Source organism: Caballeronia arvi (assembly GCF_001544695.2).
GTDB lineage: Bacteria > Pseudomonadota > Gammaproteobacteria > Burkholderiales > Burkholderiaceae > Caballeronia > Caballeronia arvi.
In genome coordinates, this window is record NZ_FCOM02000041.1 from 42983 (window position 1) to 67953 (window position 24971).

Annotated in this window: 19 protein-coding genes and 1 pseudogene; 14 read left to right on the plus strand and 6 right to left on the minus strand. The window is 59.2% G+C overall.

Annotation, left to right across the window (positions count from 1 at the left end; genetic code table 11):
* Positions 1–247 precede the first annotated feature (247 nt).
* Genes mobF through AWB74_RS31195 form a run of 3 tightly spaced genes read right to left on the minus strand, consistent with a single transcriptional unit; the run spans position 248 to position 5089 of the window.
* Positions 248–3190: a MobF family relaxase gene (gene mobF / locus AWB74_RS31185; RefSeq protein ID WP_061150480.1), complete on the minus strand. Its 2943-nt coding sequence runs from the start codon at positions 3188–3190 to the stop codon at positions 248–250.
* On the minus strand, positions 3190–4746 hold the full coding sequence (locus AWB74_RS31190) for a type IV secretion system DNA-binding domain-containing protein (RefSeq protein ID WP_061150481.1): 1557 nt from the start codon (positions 4744–4746) through the stop codon (positions 3190–3192). The genes mobF and AWB74_RS31190 overlap by 1 nt, the downstream gene beginning before the upstream one ends.
* Entirely contained in the window at positions 4739–5089 is a 351-nt protein-coding gene (locus AWB74_RS31195) for a hypothetical protein (protein WP_061150482.1), read from the minus strand. The genes AWB74_RS31190 and AWB74_RS31195 overlap by 8 nt, the downstream gene beginning before the upstream one ends.
* Before the next feature lie 430 nt (positions 5090–5519).
* Here AWB74_RS31195 and AWB74_RS31200 point away from each other — a divergent pair, with 430 nt between their 5' ends.
* Genes AWB74_RS31200 through stbC form a run of 3 tightly spaced genes read left to right on the plus strand, consistent with a single transcriptional unit; the run spans position 5520 to position 7060 of the window.
* Positions 5520–5969, plus strand: coding sequence for a hypothetical protein (locus tag AWB74_RS31200; protein ID WP_061150483.1), 450 nt, complete (start codon positions 5520–5522; stop codon positions 5967–5969).
* Positions 5970–5976: 7 nt separating this feature from the next.
* Positions 5977–6681 (plus strand): StbB family protein, encoded by a 705-nt coding sequence (gene stbB, locus AWB74_RS31205; protein ID WP_061150484.1) that lies wholly within the window; start codon positions 5977–5979, stop codon positions 6679–6681.
* A gap of 1 nt (position 6682) precedes the next feature.
* Positions 6683–7060 carry a plasmid stabilization protein StbC gene (stbC, locus tag AWB74_RS31210; protein WP_061150485.1) on the plus strand — a complete coding sequence of 126 codons (378 nt, stop codon included), beginning with the start codon at positions 6683–6685 and terminating at the stop codon, positions 7058–7060.
* 430 nt (positions 7061–7490) lie between these two features.
* Here stbC and AWB74_RS31215 read toward each other — a convergent pair whose 3' ends face one another.
* The 3 genes from AWB74_RS31215 to AWB74_RS31230 form a co-directional block, all read right to left on the minus strand.
* Complete coding sequence (locus AWB74_RS31215) at positions 7491–7922, minus strand: hypothetical protein (protein WP_061150486.1); 432 nt, start codon at positions 7920–7922, stop codon at positions 7491–7493.
* 72 nt (positions 7923–7994) lie between these two features.
* Complete coding sequence (locus AWB74_RS31220) at positions 7995–8909, minus strand: ArdC family protein (protein ID WP_061150487.1); 915 nt, start codon at positions 8907–8909, stop codon at positions 7995–7997.
* 1513 nt (positions 8910–10422) lie between these two features.
* Positions 10423–11292: a replication initiation protein gene (locus tag AWB74_RS31230; RefSeq protein WP_235024748.1), complete on the minus strand. Its 870-nt coding sequence runs from the start codon at positions 11290–11292 to the stop codon at positions 10423–10425.
* Between the two features lie 1242 nt (positions 11293–12534).
* Here AWB74_RS31230 and AWB74_RS31235 point away from each other — a divergent pair.
* The 11 genes and pseudogenes from AWB74_RS31235 (at position 12535) to AWB74_RS31285 (ending at position 24591) form a co-directional block, all read left to right on the plus strand.
* A complete protein-coding gene (locus AWB74_RS31235; protein WP_235024749.1) occupies positions 12535–13728 on the plus strand; it encodes a ParA family protein in 1194 nt (397 codons plus the stop codon).
* A complete protein-coding gene (locus AWB74_RS31240; RefSeq protein ID WP_061150490.1) occupies positions 13729–14772 on the plus strand; it encodes a ParB/RepB/Spo0J family partition protein in 1044 nt (347 codons plus the stop codon).
* 791 nt (positions 14773–15563) lie between these two features.
* Positions 15564–15884: a hypothetical protein gene (locus AWB74_RS31245; protein ID WP_061150491.1), complete on the plus strand. Its 321-nt coding sequence runs from the start codon at positions 15564–15566 to the stop codon at positions 15882–15884.
* Between the two features lie 1354 nt (positions 15885–17238).
* Positions 17239–17541 (plus strand): type II toxin-antitoxin system TacA family antitoxin, encoded by a 303-nt coding sequence (locus tag AWB74_RS31250; protein ID WP_061150492.1) that lies wholly within the window; start codon positions 17239–17241, stop codon positions 17539–17541.
* Positions 17538–18029: a GNAT family N-acetyltransferase gene (locus AWB74_RS31255; RefSeq protein ID WP_061150493.1), complete on the plus strand. Its 492-nt coding sequence runs from the start codon at positions 17538–17540 to the stop codon at positions 18027–18029. The genes AWB74_RS31250 and AWB74_RS31255 overlap by 4 nt, the downstream gene beginning before the upstream one ends.
* 338 nt (positions 18030–18367) lie before the next feature.
* Entirely contained in the window at positions 18368–20317 is a 1950-nt protein-coding gene (locus AWB74_RS31260) for a phage integrase family protein (protein ID WP_061150494.1), read from the plus strand.
* Positions 20318–20606: 289 nt separating this feature from the next.
* Positions 20607–20897 (plus strand): hypothetical protein, encoded by a 291-nt coding sequence (locus AWB74_RS31270; protein ID WP_061150496.1) that lies wholly within the window; start codon positions 20607–20609, stop codon positions 20895–20897.
* 115 nt (positions 20898–21012) lie between these two features.
* Positions 21013–21148, plus strand: a pseudogene (locus tag AWB74_RS47460) (IS4 family transposase); the annotation flags it as partial.
* Between the two features lie 685 nt (positions 21149–21833).
* The gene (locus AWB74_RS48450) at positions 21834–21971 is read left to right on the plus strand and encodes a hypothetical protein (RefSeq protein ID WP_160110335.1); all 138 of its coding nucleotides are present in this window, start codon (positions 21834–21836) and stop codon (positions 21969–21971) included.
* A gap of 370 nt (positions 21972–22341) precedes the next feature.
* Entirely contained in the window at positions 22342–24228 is a 1887-nt protein-coding gene (locus AWB74_RS31280; RefSeq protein ID WP_061150497.1) for a putative bifunctional diguanylate cyclase/phosphodiesterase, read from the plus strand.
* A gap of 84 nt (positions 24229–24312) precedes the next feature.
* Complete coding sequence (locus tag AWB74_RS31285) at positions 24313–24591, plus strand: hypothetical protein (protein WP_143749352.1); 279 nt, start codon at positions 24313–24315, stop codon at positions 24589–24591.
* Positions 24592–24971 lie beyond the last annotated feature (380 nt).

Genomic DNA, 24971 nt, shown 5'->3' on the forward strand with positions numbered 1-24971 from the left:
CCCGACGGCGTTGCCTTCGACCGTCGTTCTGATCGCGGAGGCCCCGATGACGATTCCGGTTGAGCCTGAGACGCAGATCCTGCGTCTCTACCACGTCGAGAAGTGGCCCTGCGGCACCATCGCGAAGCAGTTGCACGTGCACCGTGAGACGGTGCTGCGTGTGCTCGCCAGCGCCGGACTACCTCGATACGGCCCGACGCCGAAGCCCTCGATGATTGAGCCGTACCTGCGTTCATCCCCTCATCCTTTATGCACCGATCGAAAAATCAGGCCCGCTTCGCTCAGTGTCTTTAGTTCTCGGACTGGCGTGCTCGGGGCCGTTGTTCGCGTGCGCCTTCTCGGCGTGGCGTTGAAGCTGGCTAATTTCGAGTGCTGCCGTCTTATCGGCTTCGCGCGACACTGCGGCTGGGAGGCGCTTGCCGTCATCGGTGAAAATCTCGGCCTCGTATCGTGCGCGGGACACGGCGACGTAGTACACGTCCTTCGCGGTCGTCAGCGAGCGGGTTTCAAGGTTAATGAGAATTTTGTCGCTGGTCAGTCCCTGGGCGCTGTGGACCGTCGATGCGTACGCTAGAGCGGCATACATCGCTTGCGTGGCATCGAGCTTGATGCGCCGTCCGCCGCCCTCCGCGATGATTTCACGCTCGTGTATTTCCTTCACTGTAAAGCGGTCGCCATTCGCCAGGTCACGGTCCTTGTCATTCCGGGTCATCTTAATTTGGTCGCCCACGGCCAGCTCTGCGCGCTCGGGCTTGTAGACCGAAAGCTGCGTGGTCTGCGCCGGTGAAAACTTGAGTACCGCGCCGTCCGGACCACGCACGGTCAAGCGGTTGCCGGGACCGGTATCGAGCACGGTGTATTGCTCGCCGCGCCGCAAGCCGCTACGGTAATCCCGCTCGGGAATGATGATCGCGTCCTTCTCATAGTATTTGCTGTGCCGCCGCTCAGCCTGCGTCGTATCGAGCCGATCCAACAGTGTGTATTCCAGGCCCGTGCCCTTCAGGCCGAGCGCCGCTTGTATGCCGTCGTTGATTGCCTTCCGACTCTGGTTTGTGCCGGTGATCACGAGCGTTTCAGCACGCTGCGCTGGCGTCAATCCCGCGTAGGCTTGCACGATCGCGCCATATCGTTCGCTCGAATCTTTGACCTCGTGGATATGTGTGACATGCGCGAGCGAATCCGCAGCCTTGCCCACTGCGGCGAGTTCGACCGCCTTCAATAGCTCCGGGTTTTTCTGGCGCTGAATGATGCGAATCTCAGTCGACTGCATACCAGCATCGAGAAGCTGCTCGAAGGGCTTGCCCGCCTCGATGGCCTTGGTCTGCGCGGTATCGCCAAGAAAGACAGCGCGGGCGCCGGTCGCCTCGATGACTTTCATCGTTTCAAGCATCTGACGCGCCGGTATGACACCCGCCTCGTCAATGAACACGACGGTGTGGTCATCCAGCTTCTTATTCTTTGCCTTCAGGAAGGATTGCAATGTGCGCGCCTCGATGCCAACGTCCTCCAGGGCCTTTTTCTGACTGCCGTACGGGGCGAGCGCGGTCACCCGATAGCCGTAGTCCTCGAGCAATTGTCTTGCTGAGTTGACCATGTAACTCTTGCCCACGCCCGCGAAGCCCGGAACGGCCATGAACTGGTTCGTGGTGTCGGCGATTCGCGCGACGGCGCGGGCCTGTTCGACGTTGAGCCCTTCCCGCTCCGCGGTGCGGATTCGCGTTGCCAGATAGGCGTCGATCTGCTGCGCGGTGATGCGTGGTTCAACCTTGCCACGCCGGGAACGCTCGAGCGCAAGAATGTCGCGCTCACGCCGCTGCGCAATGTGCGTCGTATAGCGGGTGCCTGTGGCCTGCAACCGGCCCTTGGCAATGCCGCTGTCCACGATCACCTTAGCCTGCTCACGGGTGCGATCCCCCTTCAGCAGCTCGGCAATCCACTGCTCGCGCGTGAGCGCCGGACTTTCCGGTGCGGTTTTGGCTTTCGCGTCCTTTCCATCTTTCCCGACGTTGCGCGCCGGATTCATGGACCGATACAGGGCGTCCTCTTTGATAAGGTGACCGCCGTCCTTCGCGCGGTCGATCGCGGCGCGAATGTCGGTCGCCGACAAGCGCCCATAGCCGTGCTTCAGGGCGACGGCCAGCAATTCCTCGCCCGTCACGATCGCCTGCCGTTCGGTCAAGCGCTTGATGCCAAAGCGCACGGTCTGATCGGCGTGATACTCAAGCGGCTTCTCGATCTGCGGGACGCGATTGCGTGCCTCGCTGCTGTCATTACCAGGGCCATCGTTGCCGACGCCGGCCCACTCGCGGCTATGGAAATCGATGCCCAACTCCATCGCCCGTGCCTGCCATGCTGTGCGTACGTCGTCACGGTCGATGTCGGTCTTGCGTTCGCGCGTCTGCATGGCGGCGCGATCGCGCTGCTCGGGCGTCGCTGTCTTCCGGTCGAGCCCCCACTCTGCCAGCTTGGCGTCGATCTGGTTCCGCCTTCCGCTGAATTCGTGGATCTGGTGCTCCGTGAAATGCGCGAGATCGAATGTACCCTTCCGGTCATAGCGCAGCGTAAAGCCCTGACGCTCCAGTTCCTTCGCCAGCTCCGCTTTATAGACGTTGCCGAGGTGACTTAGCGAATGGACGATGCCGTCGTTGACGAGTGCGCGCCACTCGCCGTTTTGCCGCTGCGTCATGTTGAGCACGAACGCGTGCGTGTGCAGGTCGGGATCGACTTCGCGCGACGTTTCGTGCCGGAACGTCGCCACAACGAGTTTGTCGGTGCGCTCGATGCTGGTCTTGCCGTTCACCGTGTAGCGCGCTGCCGCGAGCATTTCGGCCTCGCGCACGGCGGCGGCAACGGCCTTGTCATGGGCGGCGATGATTTTCTCGTCGCCGTGGACCAGCGCCTGCAATGACACGCCCTTCGGCGCGGAGAACGTCAGGTCATAGCCCAGGCGCTCTTTGCGGGCCTCTGACGGGGTGGTACGGCGCAGTTGAGTGTGTTCGTCTATCCGGCCGTCCAGAAGTCCGGCGAAGCGCCGCTGCTCGACCGTACCGGACAGGCCCAAGGCGTCGGCGCCCTGGCCGTGCCACTGCATGGCGCTGCCGTCCTTGGCGTAGTAGTCGTCCGCGCTGTCGGTGTAATAGTTCACCACCTTGCCGACGTTCTGGCGCTTGATCGTCGTGATGTTCAGCATCAGGACGCCCCCATGATTTCACCGTCGAGCGAGATCATGCCCGGCACACGATGCTTGCGGGTGTAGATGACGGGCTCCGTTTTGAATTTCGCAATTGGCAGGTCGCCGGGAAAGGCAAGATAGCCTTCAAGGTTCGGCATGCGCATCAGCTCTGACGGGAGCACGACCAGTTCCGGTTTGATTTCCTCGTTCTGGCTGCTGGTGCCCGCCCCTCCAAACGTCTTGCGACTGCGTCCCGAGCGATGTCGCATCACTTCGTGCTGGCCGAGCGCTCGCGCCATCTTCTCCGCCGTCTTTTCGCCCATGCGGCCTATGGGAAGCGCCACCATCGTCCGATGGTTACCGAGCATGGTTTCGGCGAGATTTTCACCATAGACATCGACCAACTGGGTGTATGTCTGATAGCCGGACACGACACGCAGCCCCTTTTTGCGCCCCTTCGTCAGCGCGTCGCCCAAAGTCGGCAAACGCGCGAGCGATTCCAGTTCATCGAGATAGACCCAAAATCGCCGATTCGGATCAGTGCTCATGCCGAGCACGCTGCTGAAAATGGTATCGACGAAACAGGAAATCAGTGGGACTAAAGCGGCGCGCGTATTCTCCGTCCAGGTGATATACAAATTGCCGCCTTTGGGGTCCGCGATCCAATCCCGCAACGAGAAATTGCCTGGCGGCATTTCAAGATGCGGCGGGATTTTGTTACTCAGCACAAAGCGCGCGCTGCCTGACGCTCGACTGTTTCCCGTAAAAAGCGCTTGTGCGTTCGTTCCTTCGACAAATTCTTCGAGTTCTTCCAGACTTTTGCGATTTGTCCATTCGAAAACCTGATCCATCGTCGGATGGCGCTCGGTGGCATAAACCTTCCGCGCCACTTCGGCGAACAGCAGCCGCCCGTAGTCGTTCCACTCTTCCGAATCTGCGCTGCCCGCGCGTTGAATGATGGACGCTGAATAGCGTTTAAAATCATAATCCGCGCGGATTTCGTTGAAAAACGACCATCCTTCCGAGCGCGCGTCATAGGGATTGAGAATTTTATCGCCCTTGCGATAGAAATTCGACAGGAATTCACCATCAGGATCCAGCACCACCATTCGATCACCGCGAGCCAGGCAGCCGACCATCATTTCCTTGAAAACGGTCGATTTCCCGGTACCGGTCGATCCGCCGATCGAGACGTGCGTATTTTCTGCGTCGGTTGGCATGGGGACGCCAGCGATCGTGATTTGTCGTTTCCCTTTCTCGGCGGTCTTCCGGGCCAACTCCGGAGCCGTGACAATCTGCGTACCCCGATAAAACTTTGAAAATGAGGCGCCCTTGAAGGGCTGCTTACTGGCTTTAGCGGCCAAAACGATACCGAGAATCGCAACAACTTCGCCCAACATCAAAGCCGTCCACAGGGGCCACAGATTGGGCGTGTTACGGATCAAAGACGGCATGACATCGCGGACGGTTTGAGGCGTGAATCCATAAACCGTTTTGGCGGTGATGAACCATGCGAAAAGCGGCAAAATTAGCATTGCGGCAAATGCCGTTTGACGCTTCTGAATGTCATCCACGACGGTTCTCCGATGACGGCTCCCAGGATTCGATTTTCAACCGGTCAAGCTCCGCACGCGCCGATCGTAATTTCTCGGGCGATAGCGACATTCGCAGCAGGATCAGGGCTTCGGCAAGCATGGTCGTTGATGGCTCGGACTGCACGAATTTGCCTCCGGTTTGCAATGCGGAGACACTAGCCACCAGCTCACCCAACACATCCAGGCGTGCTAAGACCTCTCGGTTGCGATCCCCGAAAAGGGAGTCTTTGATGTACTCCGATACGTTGCCCTCGAAGCGCACCGAACGCTCTTCGAGCTCGACTTTTTGCGCCTCCGTGACGCGGATGCAGATTGTGGGCATGTGCCAGCCTCATCGTATCACGTCAGTTTTACAGCTTAGTACCGTAGATAAAGCGTTTCAAGGAAGATCGTAAAACGTTGGTTTTACGCCTGCCGCGCGTTAGATCGAAAAACATACATGTTTTCAATCACTTAGACAATGCGAAGCATTGCGTATGGTGTATAGCCTTTAAGGGCGCATTCATACCCGGAAATTTCGCTCGAAGGACGGCCTTCTATCCTCTGTCCACGTTCACAAAGAAACGTTCGACTGATCCCTCGCGCTAATGCGCGAGGGCAGTAAACGCTCAACGGCCAAAGGATCATTTCGGGATCAACTCGGGATCACAAGATGGCGAAAATCGATTTGACTGACGAAAGAGGATCACCTAGAGTACAGAAAAGGATCAGTTGGACATCACCGGTCAATCAAAACGTGGCGCGATTCGCCCATGACGATCTTTGACTTTAAGCCAAGAAGTGATGCGGCTATCGTCCGCAATCTGCTGAGTGAAATCGAGGCCGCTCAGAACTCGGGTGCAAGTCGCCAGGACCTCTGGCGAAATCTACGCGACCATCACCACTTGAAACTGTCGTTCGATGCGTTCTGTGTGGCACTGAAGCGCGCGAGAGCGAAGAACAGGGAAAAGGCGAGTACTGAACATACTGGCCCTCCCCTTGGATTGACTGCAGGAAAAGCGGAGCTACACAACGAGAGCGCGCCAGAAGGCATTGAGGACCCGAAACACCTGCACGCTTCGGGCCCTTTAGAGCATTTTTGTACGCGCGAAACGGAACACACCTCGGAGAGCTCGCCGCGAAAAAATCGCATAAAGACGTCCAGAGATTTCGCTGATGTCCATAAACTGGATTTCAACGAGTTTGACGACAAATTTAAGTGAGGTGCAAATGAAGATTGCCGTCCTGAACTACAGTGGCAGCGTTGGTAAGACGGTCGCGGCTCACCATTTATTAAAGCCGCGCATGCCTGAGGCCGCTTTCTTTTCGGTGGAGACGATCAATCAGTCGGCAAGCGATCTCGGGGCGTCAGAGGTCTCTCAGTTGCAAGGGAAAAAGTTCGGTGAGCTTCTCGAAGCGTTAGTACTCGAGGAAGATGCCATTGTCGATGTGGGTGCATCAAACATTGAGGCGTTTTTTGAATCGATGTCGCGTTTTTCTGACTCGGAACGCGAGTTTGATTTATACGTCATACCGGTCACGCCTGATCAAAAGGCATGGCAAGAAAGTCTGAAAACGGTTGAAGCGCTATTCGCTATCGGTGTGGATGCAGAAAATGTCCGATTGCTACCCAATCGTATTACGACCGATCCGGCGGATGAGATCGCCGCGATATTCAACTATGTCAAAAAAACGGGGAAAGCACGCATCAGCGAAAACGCATATCTTTTCGAAAGCGAGATCTATGGTTATCTTGCCGCCAAACGCATGAGCTTCACGGAGCTGATCGACGATGGCATCGACTATCGTGCGTTGGCCAAGTCGGAGGCCGATGGCGAGAAGGCAAAAGAGTATGCGCGGATGTATCGATGGAAGAAGCTGGCGATTCCTGTCCGCAACAACCTTGACGATGCTTATACGGCGCTGGTGACATGAAATGGAACGCCCGCCTACCAGGGAAGAAGTTCTTTTTGAGTGGTTCCTGGGCGACTCCAAGGAGATTCTCGCCGATCTGAAGTCCGCCATCGCGGACGCGACGAGCGTGCGCGATGGCATCAGCCATGCAAAGGTCGAACTTGATGCGACCGTGCAGGCCGCGACGCGCGAATTGGTGACGGCACATCGGGAGTTGACTCAGGCGATCCGGGATGCCAGAGCGGCGAACGCCGACGCGGCGCAGGTCGTCGCGGCGAGGGGCCAGCGAGCCGCAGCCGCTGGCGTATTACAGGCACTGCCTGCGTTGGGAATCTGGTGCGGCGGTAGCGCCCTGGTGGGCGCTGCGATCGCCGGGTTTATCGTTCATTGGCTTGTCTAAAATGCCCGCGCGGCGTCGTTCCGTTCCTACATGCTGCGGTCGCAGTGGCAGGCCGTCGAAAGCAAGTGGTCGCATGCGTGCTGCGCTCGCGGCGATGAAGATCACCCTCTTGCGCCGTCTGACCAGCCCGATCCCTGTGGTTCTGGGAATGGGCGGCGCCGCACTCTCTTCAGCGGTATCGGCTTTCTAGGGCCGCCAATAAGGCAACCCCGGCGCGATATACAGCTTGCAAAGATCTTCAAACGACAGGCTAAAGCCCGGCGATGTCCCGCGAGCCGACAAATCCGGTCGCCAGAAGCATCCCACCGATTATGAAAAACGTACCCTGTTGACCCCACCCTGTTGACCCGCTTTTTCAGCGGGCCGTTTTCTACCCCCCTCCACGCGGCCGATGCGGCCGCGAACCGATTCGTCGAACGGCTTTCGGGATTCAGTTCTTGCCGTTCGCCGCAGCAATAACAGCTTTCGCGACATATGACGCGGCGCAAAGCCGCTCGACGAGATGTTCGTGTCGTCCGTTCGGGCAGGCGAGCGCGTGGAGCAGATCGTCGGAACGCGCGACCAGTTTCTGCAGACTTTCGAGCATGGCCGGTGAGGCTTCGCAGAGAAGCCAGGCGGGCCGTCCGCCGTAACGCATAAAAGCCCCGTCGAGGGTGACGCCCTCCGCGATGCTCCGGCCGTCGTCGTCAGTGATTGAAACAATGCGCGCGCACGCGGCGCTGCTGCAGTCGCGCTCGGTGCAGATTGCCGCGGGGTCTCGATGCTTGGCCACGGCGATCGCTTCGGCCGCCGTCGGCGCTTCGATCTGGGTCCTGCCGTAGTGCGGGACATTGACGGCATAAACAACGGTGAAGTTGCTCACGAGTCCATCTCCTTATTTCGAAAAGCGATCCTTGGCCTGGAACGGTGCACCCAGGCCTCTCGGCGATCCCCTTCACGCTGCTTGTTGTTCGTCTTCGCCTTGCAGGGAGAAGAGGAACTCGCAGGCTTTTTGCGCTTGGCTCGCGGCCGTGAAAATCGCCTTCTTGTCAGCCTTCAGAACCTTGAGCCAGTGGTCGAGGTACGCGGCGTGGTCTTCACGGACTTCCGGGGTGAGGCCCAACTGCGCACATAGAAAAGCAGCGCCCATCTCGGCGATCAGTTCTTCGGCCGCGTACGCGTCGTCGCCGAAACGCTTACCGAGCTGGCGGTCGAGGCGGGTCTGGTGGCTGGTCCAGTGGGTGATCTCGTGCGCCTTGGTGGCGGCGTAGCTTTGCGCCGTATCGAATGACTCCGGGATGGGTAGCTGCACGATGTCCTGCACGGGCGCGTAGTAAGCCTTGTCGCCGCCGTGACGGATGACAGCGCCGGTCTTGGCAAAGAAGGCTTCTGCATCCTCGATCAGCTCGAGCGGCTCGCTGTTGACGGGTTCCGTGTCGGTGCGGTATTCCGCGGCCAGGTTCTCGATCTGGTCGACGTTGAACACGGTGTAGCCCTTCATAAAAGGGATCTCGCGTTCGATCTCATCGCCTTGGTCGTCGGTGTCGGTCTTGGTGACTTTGTTGGCGTAGACCACGAGGGTTCCATGCTCGCCTTTACGGACGTTTGCACCGAGCGCATGCGCTTGCTTGAACGTCATCCAACGATTGGATTGGAAGCTTTTCTCGATCTGCTCGCCCCAGAGAAGCAGAATGTTGATGCCTTGATACGGGGCGCCGTTGTGACGCACAGGAAGAGAGATCCGGCCATCGGCGTTTCCACCTTTCCACGGCTTTACCCATGGCCTGACGCCCTGCTCCAGGTCGGCAATGATCTTGTCCGTCACTCGGCTGTAGACGTCGGGAAGGGAGGTTTGCGTTTGCGCTTTCATGGTCTTTCCTTTAGGTCTCGGGGTGGATGTGCTGGGTTGCGCACATGCACCCGACGACCGTCGGGCGACGACCGGGGAGGCAAGCTGCAAGGGCTGGACGCGGGGAGGGGGATCACCCGGGATTTTTTCAGCGCTTTATGGAAAAAATTTTGGGGACACCCCGCGGCCAGGGCGCAGCCATTTCCCTTGCAGCGCGCCAGGGGCAGAGCCCATTAGCATGTCCTTCTGACTGTGCTTTTGACTTTTGCGAAAGCGATCGTCACCGGATGGCCGGGACGGGTTTTCGGCCCGGTGAGCGTCAGCGAATAGAGCGCGGTCCGACGTAAGGAGGATTCGCCCGGTTGTAGTTCGACCAGCGACCCGGGCTGTAGGACCTGGAACCGTGCGAATCAAAGCAAAGGATGACGAAATGACTGATGCGGCGATATGAAATGTCCCGAAGTCAGATGCAAGGGACGAGTCCTCACCTTGGTGAAGAAGATAACGGAATGTTCGCCGTCAAGCTCGTTGTTCGGTCACGCGAAGGCGTCCAACGTACGACCCGTGTCCTCGGAGATTTTCCTTGCCCGCTGAAGCGCTGCGCATCGCGCTTCGATATGGATGGCTGAAGTCGATCATCAGCCGTTACCCGCTCCGGATTGGACCGAGCAAGAGTGGCACGACGTCATCTTGCCGCAAACAACCACATGCAGAAACGGTGCTTTACCGCAGAGAGACAGAGCGAGGCATACCGACCACTCCGGCGTAAATATAAGTTCTGCAGAGCTTGTCGATAAGTAAGGGAGGGTGTCGTCAGCAGCGACCCCTCCCCTACCCTGCTTGCCTTCGTGCGTGATGCCGGCTTCGTCTCTGCTCGCTTGCGAGTCAATTCGGGGGTCGTCGTGCGTAACTGCGTATCGGATTTGAAGAAAGGATCGTTAGTTGCGTTGAGCGGCGGTCGAGTCCTTCTTCTCGACATAGCGATGACCCCGACTGCGCTGCCAAGACCACGACGCGCGGTTCGCATGGTGCGCATGCAACTGCTCGCCGGATACGACGAGCAGAACGCGCCGCTGCGCCGTGCTCAGCGAGCGCCGACCGCCGCAGATCGGACATTCAGTGTAAGACGCACCAGAAGCTACGCCTCCCGCCGAGCTCGTTGCGCTGTTCCGCACCAAGGGCGTCGAACAGCGCGGTTACCTGCCGGAAAAGCACCGAGGCCACGCTGCCAACGCCCCTTGCATCCGGTCACTCACACCAGCGCGGAACCACTTGCTCGCAGATAGCGATGCTCCATCAGCAGTGGTCTTGCCTTCAAATGTGACAAATTCCGGCCTAAGGCATGCCAGCGTTGTGAGCGCCAACAGCCCAACTATGGCCTTGTCAGCCCGGTATGCGGATGAACCTGTGTGAGAGATTTCGTGCCATCAGGGCGAAATGTGACGTTTTCCGGCCCACGCAATTCACGCCCCTCGCTGGGCGCGGGATACAAGCTTCGTGGTAAAGGTGACAGATGGCGGCCTGATACGCAGCGTCAAGCATCCACCAATCGCAGACGTCGTTGCGGATTTTCGATAAAGCTGAACTCTAACGAGTACACCGCACGTCCTCGTTTGATGCCTTTCCAATTGATGACCAAATCAGCTTTCTCATTCAACTCGCTGACAGCCATCTCAATCACGCGCCGTTTGATGTCGGCGAACCGGTAAGTCTCCGGTATCTCCAGTACCGCACGAAAATCTTCTACCGTGATGAGCAGCGTTCCTCGATCCTTCTCCCGCATCAAAAGCTCGAGCAGGCGCCATGAGTAGATTGACTGTAACCCCCGTGCAAATTCAAGCTGGTAGCTGACAAATCGGCGCTGCAGAAGAAAGATGTGAGGGGTCAAGTCAGGAGAAAAACAAATTTCCGCCCACCCCTCGCCATCGTGATAGGTGGCCTTCCAGACCCACCGGAGCTGTACCCTTTTTTTGCCGTCGACATACGTCAGCTTTCGCTCGAGCAAGCTCGCACACGCGTCTTTCATGCCCTGATAGGCGGCAGCGGCTTGCTTTTCGCCGCTACGAGGCGCGAGGGCGGCTACTGCAGCAAACTCATCTGCTCTGATTCTGACCGAAACATAACCATCCGCTTTGCCATGCTGATACGGCGACTTACGGCTATCGATGCTGCGCAGCGCGGTCATCATCAGCCGCTTTTCGTTCAGGGACAGCCCATGTTGGGCGTTGACCAACGCCCGACTCATAGCCACCGTACCGCGAAGTCGCCCATCGACTTCGAGAATCTCATCCGGCGCCGCACCGAGCTCAATTGCCATCGACTCAATGACTTCCGCAGCGGTTTGGGATGAAACCAGCGCGGATGCGGTGATCGCCTTTTCGGAAAGTTTCGCGCTGTTTTCCATTGAGGGCCCTTGGTGACTTCGTGATTGTTGGCGAAGCTGTGCGTCACGCATTTTAAAAGGTGACGCGGCTTTTGCAAGTCACCATTGTGGACAACGGTCGGAAAAAGTCACCTGTAGGCCGGGCCATGTCCATTCGAGGTCGGAAAAAGTCCACTTCGGACCGGTTGACGTCACCGCAAGGCCGTTTTCGGTCACCTTTTGGCCCAGCTGACCTCGCGGAACGCCTTGCCTGGTAAGGGATAGCGGGCATGCACTTCGCGTTTACAAAAGGTTTTACAAAGGGGTTTACGAACTGTCTTATGATGTGTTTTACAAATAAGGCGTTAAGAAAAATTGCATCCCAAACTTCTTTTATGCGTCGCGGTGGTGGCGCATAAGGAAGTTGCTCGTGAGAGGACATCAGGTTGGGCCGGAATATGTCACCTTTTATTGGTCGACTGCAAAGAGCGACTGGGACTTACTAGGCCGGAATATGTCACCTTTCATCGGTTGATGACGAGAAGCGAGTGGATTCCGCTTAGAAGGCCGGAATAGGTCACCTTTTATGTCGACTGCAAAGAAGCAAGTGGGACCGCCGCTTACCAGGTCGGAATATGTCACTTTTCATCGGTCGTTTTCACAGAGACGAGTCCGACTTCCGCGTACAAGGCCGGAATACGTCACTTTTCTGTCTTTCGAAACCCGGAACTGTTGTCGCGCAGCAAATCGGAATAAGTCATTGGACAATCTTTCCGTCGAACAGAATTGTTTCCATGACAGGCCGTTTTGCGTCACCTTTTAATCGCTTGTCCATCTCATGAAGGACCAGAAAGCGCACCGGATCGCTCGCAGACTGCTCTCCGTAACTAGTAGCTTCGATTGTTCCGAGCACTGCTGCTTTGCGTGGATCACCGCTCCCGCGGCCACTCGCATTCGCCCACGGTGCGACAGAATTTTAGGCAGGCAGTCTCCAGCCGTCTATGCATCGGCGTGGCCGCGAGAAGTTACGCTCAGGATATTCGTCGCCAAGACTGCGCAATCGCAACACGAAATCGCGACGGTTGACCTCCAGGCCGCATCCCGTCACCTTTACGCTGCTTCGCTTCACCTCCAGCTTCTTCCGGCCATCCGCCCCAGCGTTGCTTCAGCGTCAAATTGTTCAGAGTTCACTTGAAGTTAACCACAGGCGTGGTTATTCTCCCGGTTACCAGTAATTTTCAAGAAAACCGGGATACATCCCGATAACCTGGATGAGGACGAACCGTGAACGCACCCGACCTTTCGCTGATGAGAATGCCGGAGGCCGAGGAGGAGGTCTCCGTCGATGATCTGGTCGAACTCTCGAGCCAAGCTGGCGATGTGCTCGACAAGATCCGCGATGCGATGCTTGAGCCCTATCCCCGCAAGAAAGCGCCCGCCTTCACGAGCGCAACATTGGCCAATCTATGCGGGATCGATAAGCCACGCGTGAAGTATCTCAGCGGCAAGGGCGATCTGCCAGTGGGCACGTCCACGGGTGCCGGCCGCGCCAAGGTCTTCACGTTGGAAGAGGCTATAACCTGGATCAAAGCCACGTCGAAGCGCGCGACTCGCCCCGAAGGTGCACGGGCGCGTGTGATCTCGATCGCCAATTTCAAAGGGGGCGTGACCAAGACAACCACGGCAGTTTCAGTCGCCCAAGGACTAACTCTATTGGGACGCAAGGTTCTGCTGATCGACTGCGATCCTCAAGGCTCCTCTACCCAGTTGTGCGGTTATGCGCCGGAGACAGAAGTCACCGACGAATCGACCCTCCTCCCTCTGTTCTACGGAGAACAGTCCGACGCACGGTACGCGATCCGCGAGACGTATTGGCACAACCTTGACCTCATCCCTGCTCGGATAGCGCTCTCGGACGCTGAATTCGAGGTGCCTGCCAAACTACTGTCAGACCGGAAGTTCGAGTTCTGGGACATTCTCAACAAGGGGCTCAAGCCGGTCCTGCAGGACTACGACGTCGTTATCGTCGACACCCCACCGGCGCTGAGCCAGTTGACGACGAACGCGCTAGTGGCCGCCGATGCGATCCTTCTGCCCTGTCCTCCGGAAGGCATGGACTTCGCCAGTTCCACCCAATTTTGGCGTCTCTTCTCAGAGGTCGCCCGACGACTGCCGAACGTCAAGGACGATAAGCGCTACGACTTCGTCAAAGTCATCATGACGAAGGTGAAGAGCACTGAGCTTTCCCGGGTCGTCCAGGGATGGTTGCACAAGGCATACGGTGCGCGCGTCCTGCCCATCCTTTTGCCGGAATCAGGCATCCAAGTGAGCGCGGCAGCCATGCTCTCGACGATCTATGACGTATCCAAGTCGGAGGTGAACAGCTCATCGTACGCTCGCATACGCCAGCCCTTCGACCAACTGACTGAATACCTTGATAGCCAGCTCGTGAGAGCGTGGACGAAGGAGATGGCTTAAATGAGCATGGCAAAACGCATGGCCGAAAGGACGAGTAACATTCAAGCGGAATCGCCTAAACGGGCAACAGTCGCCGACGTTCCCAGAACGTCGACAGGTCGTCTACTAGATGTCCAGCTACGGGTGAACGAAGCGATCGATCGCGCTGAGAGTGCCGAAGCAAAAGCTGCGAATGCTGAGGCGGCTCGTCACGCAGTGGAACAATCCCTTGCTGACGCACGGAAACAACTGGAAGCGCTTGCAACGTCTTCATCAAGTACGGCGACGGATATCGATATCAACACATTCATCGAAGTGGAGGGACGTCGTCGGACGCTCTCCACCGAAGAGTACACCGAGCTCCGCGCAAACTTGTCGGCGAGCGAGCTAATGCATCCGATCGTCTACCGTCCTTTGGGAGATGGTCAGAACGAACTCATTTCCGGTCACAACCGTGTATCGATCTATCGCGAGCTTGGCCGTGATCGGATCAAGGCCGTACCGTTCACAGGTTCGAAAACCGAAGCCGAAATGGGTGCGGCATTTTCAAATCTCTTAGCGCCCTCGCTCCCTGACTTCGAAAAGTACCGGCAATTTGTTCGGATGCAGGAACTGTCGGGACTATCGCAAACGGACATCATCCGCGTGTCCGGCCTGACGCAAGGACACGTCGCCCGCATTTTCTCGTTCGCAAATCTTCCGACTGAAGCCAAGGAACTCATCGCGAAGAACCCGCACCGTCTAGGCGGCAATGCTGCCCAAAAGCTAGCAATGCTGTCGGAACAGGGACACGTTGCGTTGGTTGTCAATGCGATCAAAAAACTGGTTGAGGATTCGACGCTCACGCAAGAGAAGGCGGTCGCTCTTGCATCGCCGAAGGCGCAGAAACGCCCAGTGCCCCAGGTCCAGACGTTCAATCGAGGAAAGCGCAAAATCTGCGATATGTCCGTGCGAAGCGGCGTAATTGCGCTACGCTTTAGCGGCAAACAGGGTGAGGCTGTGGCGAGCGAATGGAGCGAGAAGATCGCTGACTACATACGGACCCACCTACTCGTTGGCGAATGACATTCTTTTAGAATGTCGTTAATAGCCAGTGAGTTAGAGAAAAGCGGTCGCCGTCGCATCGATACATTCTTTTAGAATGTCATTTTCAAACAATGACTTATCGAAATGGAACCGATAACCAAGAGATGGCACTTAAGAACAAAAGCTTCAGCGCCAACCGAAGGTTTCGGAACTGGCTGTCGGCCGTCCGCTGCAACTCACCGGCGTCACCTGTAACTGCTCCCACTTTTCGCTGGACTCACTAACCTGTTGTCGCCTTCCGCGGCGGCGTGCCGAACTGCGCACATCGAAGATACCGCCGCGTGCATGCGCGGCGCTTGCTGCCCTCGCCCGCCCTTCGGGCTCGAGAACACGCAGCCGCCCTACTCGGTTTCCGTAAGGCCACGCCGGGACAATCCGGCAGCGGTGAGCCTCCCGCTGACAAGATTACTGCCTCGTCCTCATGCGTCCCTTGGCTGAGCTGAAATCTCTATTTGAGCATCCGTCTGTGGGCATTCAACATGGACAACCGGGGCAGGTGCCAGCGGCCTCCGACACCTGCGCGCTGGGTGCGCGAGGCGCGCGAACGTAGCAAACGCCTCTCCGAGCCACTTGAAATCACTCAAAACTCGCCAAGGCACCGATCAACTTTCTGCGGCCCCTCCCGCGATTACGCACCTCGTAGGTCGCCATCGGGAGGCCCTCACACGGGGCGGAACAGCGTTGGCTCGAATAGGGAGCTCAGGCAAGGCGCGTGGCGGTGAGCCCGCTGGGTCCGCGTCGGTTCATGTTCGGCGCCGATTGGCGAATTGATGGCGATCGCCAGCGCGGAGGAGGGCATCGGTCATGAGGCCGCGGGCTGGACGCAGCCATTCGCCACCGCGCTCGACAGCGAAGCATTCGACGACGTGCGACGGCGAAATACGCAATCCGTGGAGGCGGGCGGGGTAGAGGTCGACGCGGTGGCACCGACCCAGATGTTTCGCTCGAACGCAGGAGGCCTCGTGTCCTACGCGAAGTGCGCGAGCATCGCTGGGTTTCGCCGCTTCTGCAGCGGAAGTGGCGGGGGAATCGGAATCGGTGGCGCGATGTACGCCCAGTCAGCTTGTCGCGCCCGATGCAAGCCGAAGTAATGTCGCTCTTCGACTTCGGTTGGCGCCAAGCGCGCCGGGCGCGAGTTGTCTGCGTTTGCTCTGGCTGCTGGAATAGCTTTCAGCCCAGTCGCGTTTATCACTGTCGCTAACCCGCGCCGGAATCGAGACGGGTGCAATTCGAGGACAAGCCCGTGAGCGTGCATCCAAATATGCGCGGGGGCACTCGCGCACATTGGGAGGACGACCGCGGAGCCGGAGAGAGCTGCGAAACGACCTCTAAAGCGACTGTCATCGCAGCGAGCAATATCGCGCAAAATGCAACTACCGATCTGATTCTGTTGACCGCTCAAACTGCACGAGTTTAAGCCTCCGATCTGCATTGTGGAGACACTGGCCATCAGCTCACCGGGTCATCGAGGGCGAGCTAAAACTGCTTGGTTACGATCCCCGGCGCGCGGCGGACTATCCACCCATCATGCCCGCGTCTTAAAATAGGGCCGACGGAAGCGCCACTTGGGGGCGCTGGTAGGCCAGATCGGTCGCTGACCGGCGAGGGCCGCATGCCTGATAACGCCTAAAGCAAGGCTTTATTAGGCTTGAACGTCAGCGACCAGGGAAAGTCCGTCTGTATCCAGGCCAAGCCTTGCGAACGAAGACACTCGACGCACTTCGGCGGTTCGTCGACTCCAGTTGGACAAGATATCGCGGGCTGCTCGGCACAATCCACGCTTTTAGGGTGGTTGGGCGTCGCAGCGGCTGGCGCTCCTGAACAGTCCCTATCACCGAAGGTAGCCAAGAATTGGTTGTTCGCACGGTCATTGACGAGTCCAGCGAAAAAAGACCCGCCGCAGCGGGTCACGGCTAGCTGGCATTTCCTGCTCTCAATCTAGCGAACCTCGCCGGCGGCATTGGTTGCCTTGCTGCTCTTCGTTGCGTCGGCCCTCGGGTTCGCCGCAAATGGTAGCGATCCGCCCCGGGTTTAGGGTGGTCTGGATGCCACAAACGACCGTACTATTAATTATGTAGATATTTATTACTGATCGGCCCAGCGCTGCGAGCGCTGCTAGCCGGACGCGCGGAGCGTGGAAGAGGGCGGTCAGGGACGGCGCAATCGTGGCCGCGATCGCGGGCTCGAAAGGTCCGAAAGGTCCGACAGCGCGAAGGGAGCGTGCCGGGCACGGGGCGCGCGGGCGCGTCGGGCCGCTCTTGCCTGGCTCACCCGGCGAATCGGGTGGCCAGCCTTGTCTGCTAATTATTATTAGCAGTGAATCATTTAATTGCTAAAATGAGGGGCGGCTCGCTTTGCATGTCGCTTTGCGGGAGATTGTAATGACAGGGTCATTACGTTTATGCGATACTGACGCTTTCCGGTCGTTGCCGAACGAGGCCTCCCATGTCTGCCACCCATGCACTGCCCCCGAAGCGCGAGACGTTGAATATTCGGATTCGGCCCGAAGAGCGGGGATTGATCGATCGGGCGGCGGCGAGCCGCGGCAAGAACCGCACCGACTTCATTCTCGAGGCCGCCCGTGCGGCGGCCGAAGAGGCGCTCCTGGAGCAGGTCGTGATGACGGCGAGTCCCGACGCGTATGCCGCGTTCCTCGCGCGGCTCGATCTGCCGCCGCAGCCCAATGCGCAGTTGCGCCGCACAATGCAGACGGCGGCGCCCTGGGATGCGCCCAGCGACGCCGCATGAGGCTGAGCGCGCCCGAACCACTGGGTAGCCAGCATGAGCTCGAGCATTTCGCCTCAGGCGCGGACAGTCTCGATCAGTGGCTGAAACGCCGGGCCCTGAAGAATCAGGCCAGCGGCGCGTCCCGCACGTTTGTCGTCTGCGAGGACGCGCGCGTGCTGGCGTACTATGCGCTCGCCTCCGGTGCGGTGACGGTTGAGGAGGCGCCGGGCCGGTTCCGGCGCAATATGCCCGAACCGATCCCCGTCGTGGTCCTCGCTCGCCTGGCCGTCGACCGTTCCTTGCAGGGCCGGGGCGTGGGCCGGGCGCTGATGCGCGATGCGGGACTGCGCGTGCTTCAGGCGGCCGACACCATCGGCATTCGCGGGTTACTGACCCATGCGCTCTCCGAAGCCGCCCAAGGCTTCTATCTCCAGCTCGGCTTCGAGCCGTCCCCGCTCGATCCCATGACGTTGATGATCACGCTGGCCGATCTGAAGGCCGCCCTTTGAAGAAGACGCATCGTGCGTGCCGTGGATGCTTGCCTCCTTTACACACCCACCCCTGCGTTGCGTGCAAACGGGGATCGGTCGGCGTTCGCGCGCCGCGGAATGCCATGCCGTGGTCCTGAGGTCATTCATCGGCGCATCCGGACGCGGCGCGTCTAATTGTGTCAGCGCCACAGCCGTGCGATGGAGAATGAACTCGGGGATCAGCGGCTGTTCATGGACGGACGAGACACGCCTCCTGCATAAGCTCACCGTTCTTCCCTGAAGACGCTCACCGTTGGAGACGCGCTGGAAGCACCGGATTCGTTGGATTTCGCTGATATATAGAAGGACGCTTCACGATGGCCAATCAACCGCAACAGCTGACCTTGCCGCCACCGCGCACCTACACGCGCACCGACTTCACGGCGCTGCGGGCCTTCGTGCAGCGCCTGCCGGCAGCGACCATTGCACGGCTCTATTACGATCCCGAGCGTTCCCCCCATGCGGCGACTGCCGATGCGATGGATCGGTTTCTGGGCACGATGCGCGATGACCTGGTCCATCTCGCCTTGCTGCATGGCTCGTCGGTGCTGGCCGAGCACCTGAAGGCGTCAATCAAACAGCACGGCAGCGCGAAGCTCACGGCGATGACCCTGCGCATGGTCGAGCAGGCGTCGACGCTCGCGGCCGCGGCGCCGCTTGCGATGCACCCAGTCCACTTGTGGTTTCGGCCGCTGATCGCGCAACGGCTGAGCGGAGAGGGGATCGACACGCTCGGCGCGCTGATCGACTACTGCAATGCGCGCGGCGGCAGTTGGTGGCGCTCGGTGCCGCGCATCGGGGCGCTGCGCGCTCGGGCGATCGTCACGTGGCTACGACGGCATGAAGCCACGCTCGGGGCGAAGGTCGCAGCGGACGTCGACACCGAATCACTCGTTCCGGCGCTCCAACCCGCGGGCGCAAACCCTGGCGCGGTTCGCGCTATCGTCATCGGCGGTGACCCGGCTGAGCCGCGACTGGCGCCTTTTGAGCACTTAGCCGTGCCGGCGGCGTTGTCCGGCGGGAATGGGATCCAACGCGGTTTCAATCGGGCGACGAGTTTTGCCTTCATCCGCGCCGAACACGATCTCGCGGCGGTGCACGCGTACCTGCACCGTTATCGCGATCGGCCGACGACCTTGCGTGCTTACACGCGCGAGCTCGAGCGATTGATTTTGTGGAGCGTCGTCGTGCGCCAAAAAGCACTGTCGTCGCTCGCCGTCGAGGATTGTGAGGCGTACAAGGATTTTTTGAAGACGCCGTTGCCGTCTTTCATGGGGCCGAAGCGGCCGCGCAGTAGTGGCCGGTGGCGGCCGTTCACGCCCGACGGCTTATCTGCCGACAGTCAGGCGTATGCGGTGCGCGTGCTGCGGGCCGCTTTCGCCTGGCTGGTCGACGTGCGCTATCTGGCCGGCAATCCGTGGAGCGCAGTCCATGAGCCGGCGACCATTACGCGAGAATCATCGGTCCAGGTTCATCGGGCACTCCCGGCTCGTTTGTGGGCGCAGGTTCGCAAGGCGCTCGACGAACGCTGCGCCGCGTTAGGGGCAACTGCGCTGGAAGATGAGGAGGGCCGCCGTCAATGGCGCGCCGCTCGCGCGGCGATTCTGCTCATGGGGGATTCGGGGCTGCGTCGTGCCGAGGCGACTGCGGCTCGACGAGAAGCGTTATGCCTGGCACGCAGCGACGACTACACATCCCGACGCGTTGCCTCGTCGAGGGCGGAGCCTGGCCAGTCATCCGAGCCCGCTGCGGCGACGCCCGCGGTGTGGACGCTGACCGTCGTGGGCAAACGGCGCAAAGAACGCACGGTACCCGTGAGCAACGCCACCGTCACCGCACTGCGGGCGCATTGGAGCGATCGCGGCCGAGACTTTGACGCAACGCACGCGCAAGGACCGTTGATCGCACCGCAGTGGATCCCAGCAACACACACAGCAATGGAACGGCATGACAAGAACGAGGACGACGTGCCTTATACCGTCGACGCATTGGGACGTGTCGTGCGGATGGCGATTCAACGGCTGAGCACCGAAACGGCTGCACTGGCGGATTTCACCACGGAGGATTTGGTGCAGCTGGCCAATACATCCTCGCACGCGTTCCGGCATACGTTCGGTACGCGGGCCGTCGCGCGCGAGATGCCCACGGATGTGGTGCAGGCGATTCTGGGCCACGCCTCACTGCAGACCACGTCCATCTATGTGCGGGCTGAGCGACGGCGCATGCTCGAGGCCGCGGCACGCTACTATGCCGACGAGGCGGAGTAAGCGTCGGAGAAGGAAGAGAGAATGGCCGATGTCTGAGTTGACGACTGCACTCGGGCTGCGAGCGGCCATTAACGTGCTTCGTGATTTGGCCGAGTCGCGCAAGATGCAGTCAGGCGAATCGCTCGGGGGTGCCGAGTTCACCTGCACTTCGACGCTGCAGATGTGCTCGAGGAGACCCTGGAAAATCTTCGTGGCGACGATGCTCGTAGAAAGCATGAGGGTCGAAGTGGCGATCGCCTACCTGAAGGCGTTTGGCGTCATCTACGCACGACCAACGAGGCTCCGTTAGATGAAACGAACCTATGCATACCGTGGATTTTCGATCGTTGTTGAGACCGACGCAGCGATTGAGTCATCGCGCAAGACGACCGTAGGGTCGACCGACGGGTATTTCGCGATCGTGCAAATCGCCACGCTGGAAGGCGAACCGATAACCAGTCCTGTGCGCCTCACCGCCTTTGGCGAACGCCCCTTCGCCACCGAAGCAGACACGCTCATGGCGGGGCATAGCGCGGGCCAGCGAATCATCGAGGACGTGCTCAACGCCGACCGCGATGGGCAATCGGACGCGCGCAAGTAAAGACGAATCTCGCCATGCAGCGAGAGACAGACTAATTGCCCGCATGAGGAAAAATTAATCGAAACGATGGACGCACTGAACCTTGATGAGCGCGTGCAGCTCAGCCGCGTCAACGCGCATGGTCGCCATGTTCGGCGGCTTCTTGGCGCGAAGGCGACGACGAACCCGAAGTCAAGACCATCTGGCAAGGCCTGCAGCGAGTGACGGATTTCGCCGCCGGCCTCAGATACGCTCGAAAACCGGGCAACTGACATATGTGTAATCAAATGCGTTAAAGGAGGTCAACGGGCAACTGTCGGCTTCGTTTCGTTCATCCCCACGGGGCCGGCCATTTCGCGAACGGCAACGCGGACACGCTCCGGCAAGGGCGACGGCCGCTCGCTCCGGATGAAGCATTCAAGTCGTTCCGTGGCGGTTGTGGAGGTCGTGCAGGCTGATCGAGGCAAGCTGCTGATGGTCGTGGTGCAGCGCGTGCCGTAGCGACCATTCCGAAGACCTTCATCTGGCGCGTGCTTGCTCGATGCGCAGCCGATGCCTGACTCACACCAGGCGGACAGGGGTGGCTGGAACCGGCAAACGCATCGGGTCGTGACTTACGCCTTTGGCAAGACACGTACTAACGATCGCTCGCGTTGAGAGCGGCCGTGAGCAGCTCTTCGCGGGCACCTGAATCGCTGCGCTCTGTTCACATGTTTCGACGCTGCTTAGCCCAGCGCACCCGGCGCTTCACATTCGAGCTGCCTGAGCAACTCACGGCGCCGTCGCTCGCGCCGATAATGGCCTGCGACAAACATTGTCGCGATTATTAGCACGCAAGAACCTACGGTCGTCACCCACAATTCGTCCATTTCTTTCTCCGACCATCCGGCACCTTGTCTATCGCGTCGAGGCATCCAAGTGCATTCAACCAAGACGTGTGATGGCCTGGATAACCGAATGGCCGTCACGCGTGAGATGAAAACGCTGCTGTCCGGTTGGAAGCTTTTCCAGTGCGACGAGCTGGTGCTCCAGAAGGGCGTCGACCTCCGCTTGATCCAGTCCAAACGGGTCGGGCAGATCCCGGAGCAGCAGTAGGGTGGCAAGTTCGTGAGGGCTGAGCATGGTCACCTCTGGGCAGGTGTGAGGGCATCCGATCGTGGCACCGGTTTTAGATCATAGTCATTTTTGGATGATTCATCAGATTATTTTGATGCCCGTTTGAAGCGACAGTCGGTCGATCAGATTCCCATGTCGGCGCATGGCGTTCGCGAATAACACAGCCGAAAGAGGGCCCTGATTTAATTGGCTTCGAAGCGCAGTACCGCGCGCAAATGAGAATGATTTAATTAATTAAAACTTTCATCATTGCGGCCGATGCCTTCTCTATAATCTTACAAAGTGCCTTGCCCAACTATTGAGATCGATTCTTGCGAAGCATAGGTTATGTCCGTCTGGGAGCTTGCCGATGAGATGTCCGCCGGTAGTGGCCGACGAGTCAAAAAGGTTGGAGGCGTTGTCTGAATACAGTCTGAGCGGACAATCGCTAGCCAGTCTCGAACCCGTAGTCCGGATCGCCGCTCGTATGTTCGACATGCCGGTTGCGGCGGTGAACATGATCGGCAACGATCATGTCTTTCTCGCGGCCAGCGTCGGTCTCGATCTCGAGGAAACCGACACAGGCCGCGACGTCTCGTTTTGTGCGCATGCAATCGCCCAGTCCGAAGTCATGGTGGTCCCGGATGCGACTCGCGACGAACGCTTTCTGGATAACCCGCTGGTCACGGGGCCAGCCCAAGTTCGCTTTTACGCCGGCGTCGCCCTTATGTCGCCGGATGGTCACGCCTTGGGCGCGCTGTGCGTGATTGACCACAGGGCACACCACGACTTCTCGGCCGAGGACCGGGAGCGCTTGCAAGAACTCGCCAAAATGGCCGCCGACAGGTTGGAACTGAGACGGATTGAAATAAGAGCACAAGCGACGTCGGACCTATCTACAGGCCCTGCCGACGGCGTCTCGGTCGCAGTGGTGCGGTTCGAGCAAGAGGCGATTCATCGGCTTGCCAATACAGACGTTCTCACCGGGTTGCCCAATCGCGCCTACTTCTATCGGCAAACCGAGCACGTGCTTGGCTTCTCAGGATCTGCGGCCGTGATCGTGCTGGATGTGGATCGTTTGAAGGACGTCAATGCAGAGCTCGGTCATCTCCTGGGGGACCGCATCCTGTTGGAGGTGGCACGCCGACTGGAAAAAATCGTCAGGCCGAGCGACACGGTTGCGCGTATTGGGGGAGATGAGTTCGCCATCCTGCTGCCGGATTGCGACAGCGCGGCGCAGGCTAAAGCCATTGCCGATGCGTCAATCGCCAAAGTCTCCGAACCGCTCGTCGTCGACGGGCACGAGGTCCGAGTGACGATTGATTGTGGTATTGCCCTTGCACCGGCTCATGCGCAGGAACCCGTGCAATTGATCAGCAATGCGGATCTGGCTCTGTCCAATGCAAAGAACCGGCAGCGCGGTCAATCGGTTGTTTTTGATCCGAGGTTGCGCACAGAAGCCGTGACGCGCCGACGCCGCGACCTCGAGCTGCATCGGGCCGTTGCTCTGAGCGAATTCGCGCTGGTTTATCAACCGCAGATCCGTCTAGCCGATGGCGCGCTCACTGGCGCAGAGGCACTGATACGGTGGCTGCATCCGCAGCGCGGTCTGCTGTCTCCAGCCGCCTTCCTGCCCGCGCTAGAAACCAGTCCGCTCGCCGCGACCGTCGGGACATGGGTCCTCGACCAGGCGTGTGCCCAGGCGGCGATGTGGCGCCGATACGGCGCCCGTGACTTCCGTATTGCCGTCAACCTGTTCGGCGCGCAACTTCGTACAGACCACGACCTCACTTCACAGGTGCTGTTAGCACTTGAGAGACACGGGCTTCCCCCGCAGGCGCTCGAGCTGGAGATCACGGAAGGCATCGTGCTCGACCACGACGACTCCGTGCTGGCGGCGCTTAAGCGGCTTCGCGATCTTGGCGTCGGAATCGCGTTTGACGACTTTGGGACTGGCTATGCGTCGCTCAGTCTCCTCAAGCGCTACCCGCTAAGCCGCGTCAAAATCGACCGCTCGTTTGTACAGGGCATGCTGGAATCGGATCGTGACGCGGCAGTCATTCGCGCCATTCTTCACATGGCGCACAGCTTCGACATTGAAACCACCGCCGAGGGTATTGAGACAGAACCGCAACGCGACATCCTGCATCGGCTGGGATGCCATGAGGGGCAGGGCTACCTGTTCGCCCACCCGTTGCTGCCGATACAGTTTGCAGAGAGATTCGGACTCGCGATGCCGGCATGTGTACCGGTCTAGCGGCATCGGGATGGCGATTCGATCCGTGACGCACGTGCGAGGCGATCGTCGCGCGCGTACCGCCTCTGCAAGGAGGCGGGCTCGATGAAAGGCGAAACGCTTCGAGACATCGTGAACGGTCTTCCAATGATCAGCTTCACCAGCCCGCAATCGATACTGTCCCAGCTTTCTCTGATCCGTGCCGATCTTGCCCGTCATCCTCTTTCTGTATGCCACATCGAAACAAGCCATTACCGCTCCAGCAAGCCCGAGGCTATCGAACGGCTTATGAAAGATATCCGGGCGGGGCGAGTCGACGAATTCCGGATCGACGAAGCTCGCTGGGGCGCCCGACGGATCTTCATCAATTATTTTGCACGGTAGGGTAGCGACACTTCCCGCATCCGTTGCGTGCAAATGAGATTACGGCTGTGTCGCCTTACAAATCCCGCAGACAGGCGACGCTTCTTAGCAACGCAATAGATGATGAGGTAAAAGATGGGCTGGCTTTGGACCTGGAGCGGCATCTCTTTTGGGTATCGCGTCGACAATCAACTGCGCACGCATGATGGCCGTCATGTCGGCCGCTTTATCGGAGAAGAGATCTACGGGGCCGATGGCCTGTACCTGGGAGAGCTCGCGTCCGAGGACCGCTTGATCACCAATCAGCGGAAAATCGGTCGCTTCAGATTACCCTTCAGGCCACGAACGAAACGGATAGAAAGGGTGCAACGCATGGCCCGGGCGGCTCGGCTCTCACGCCC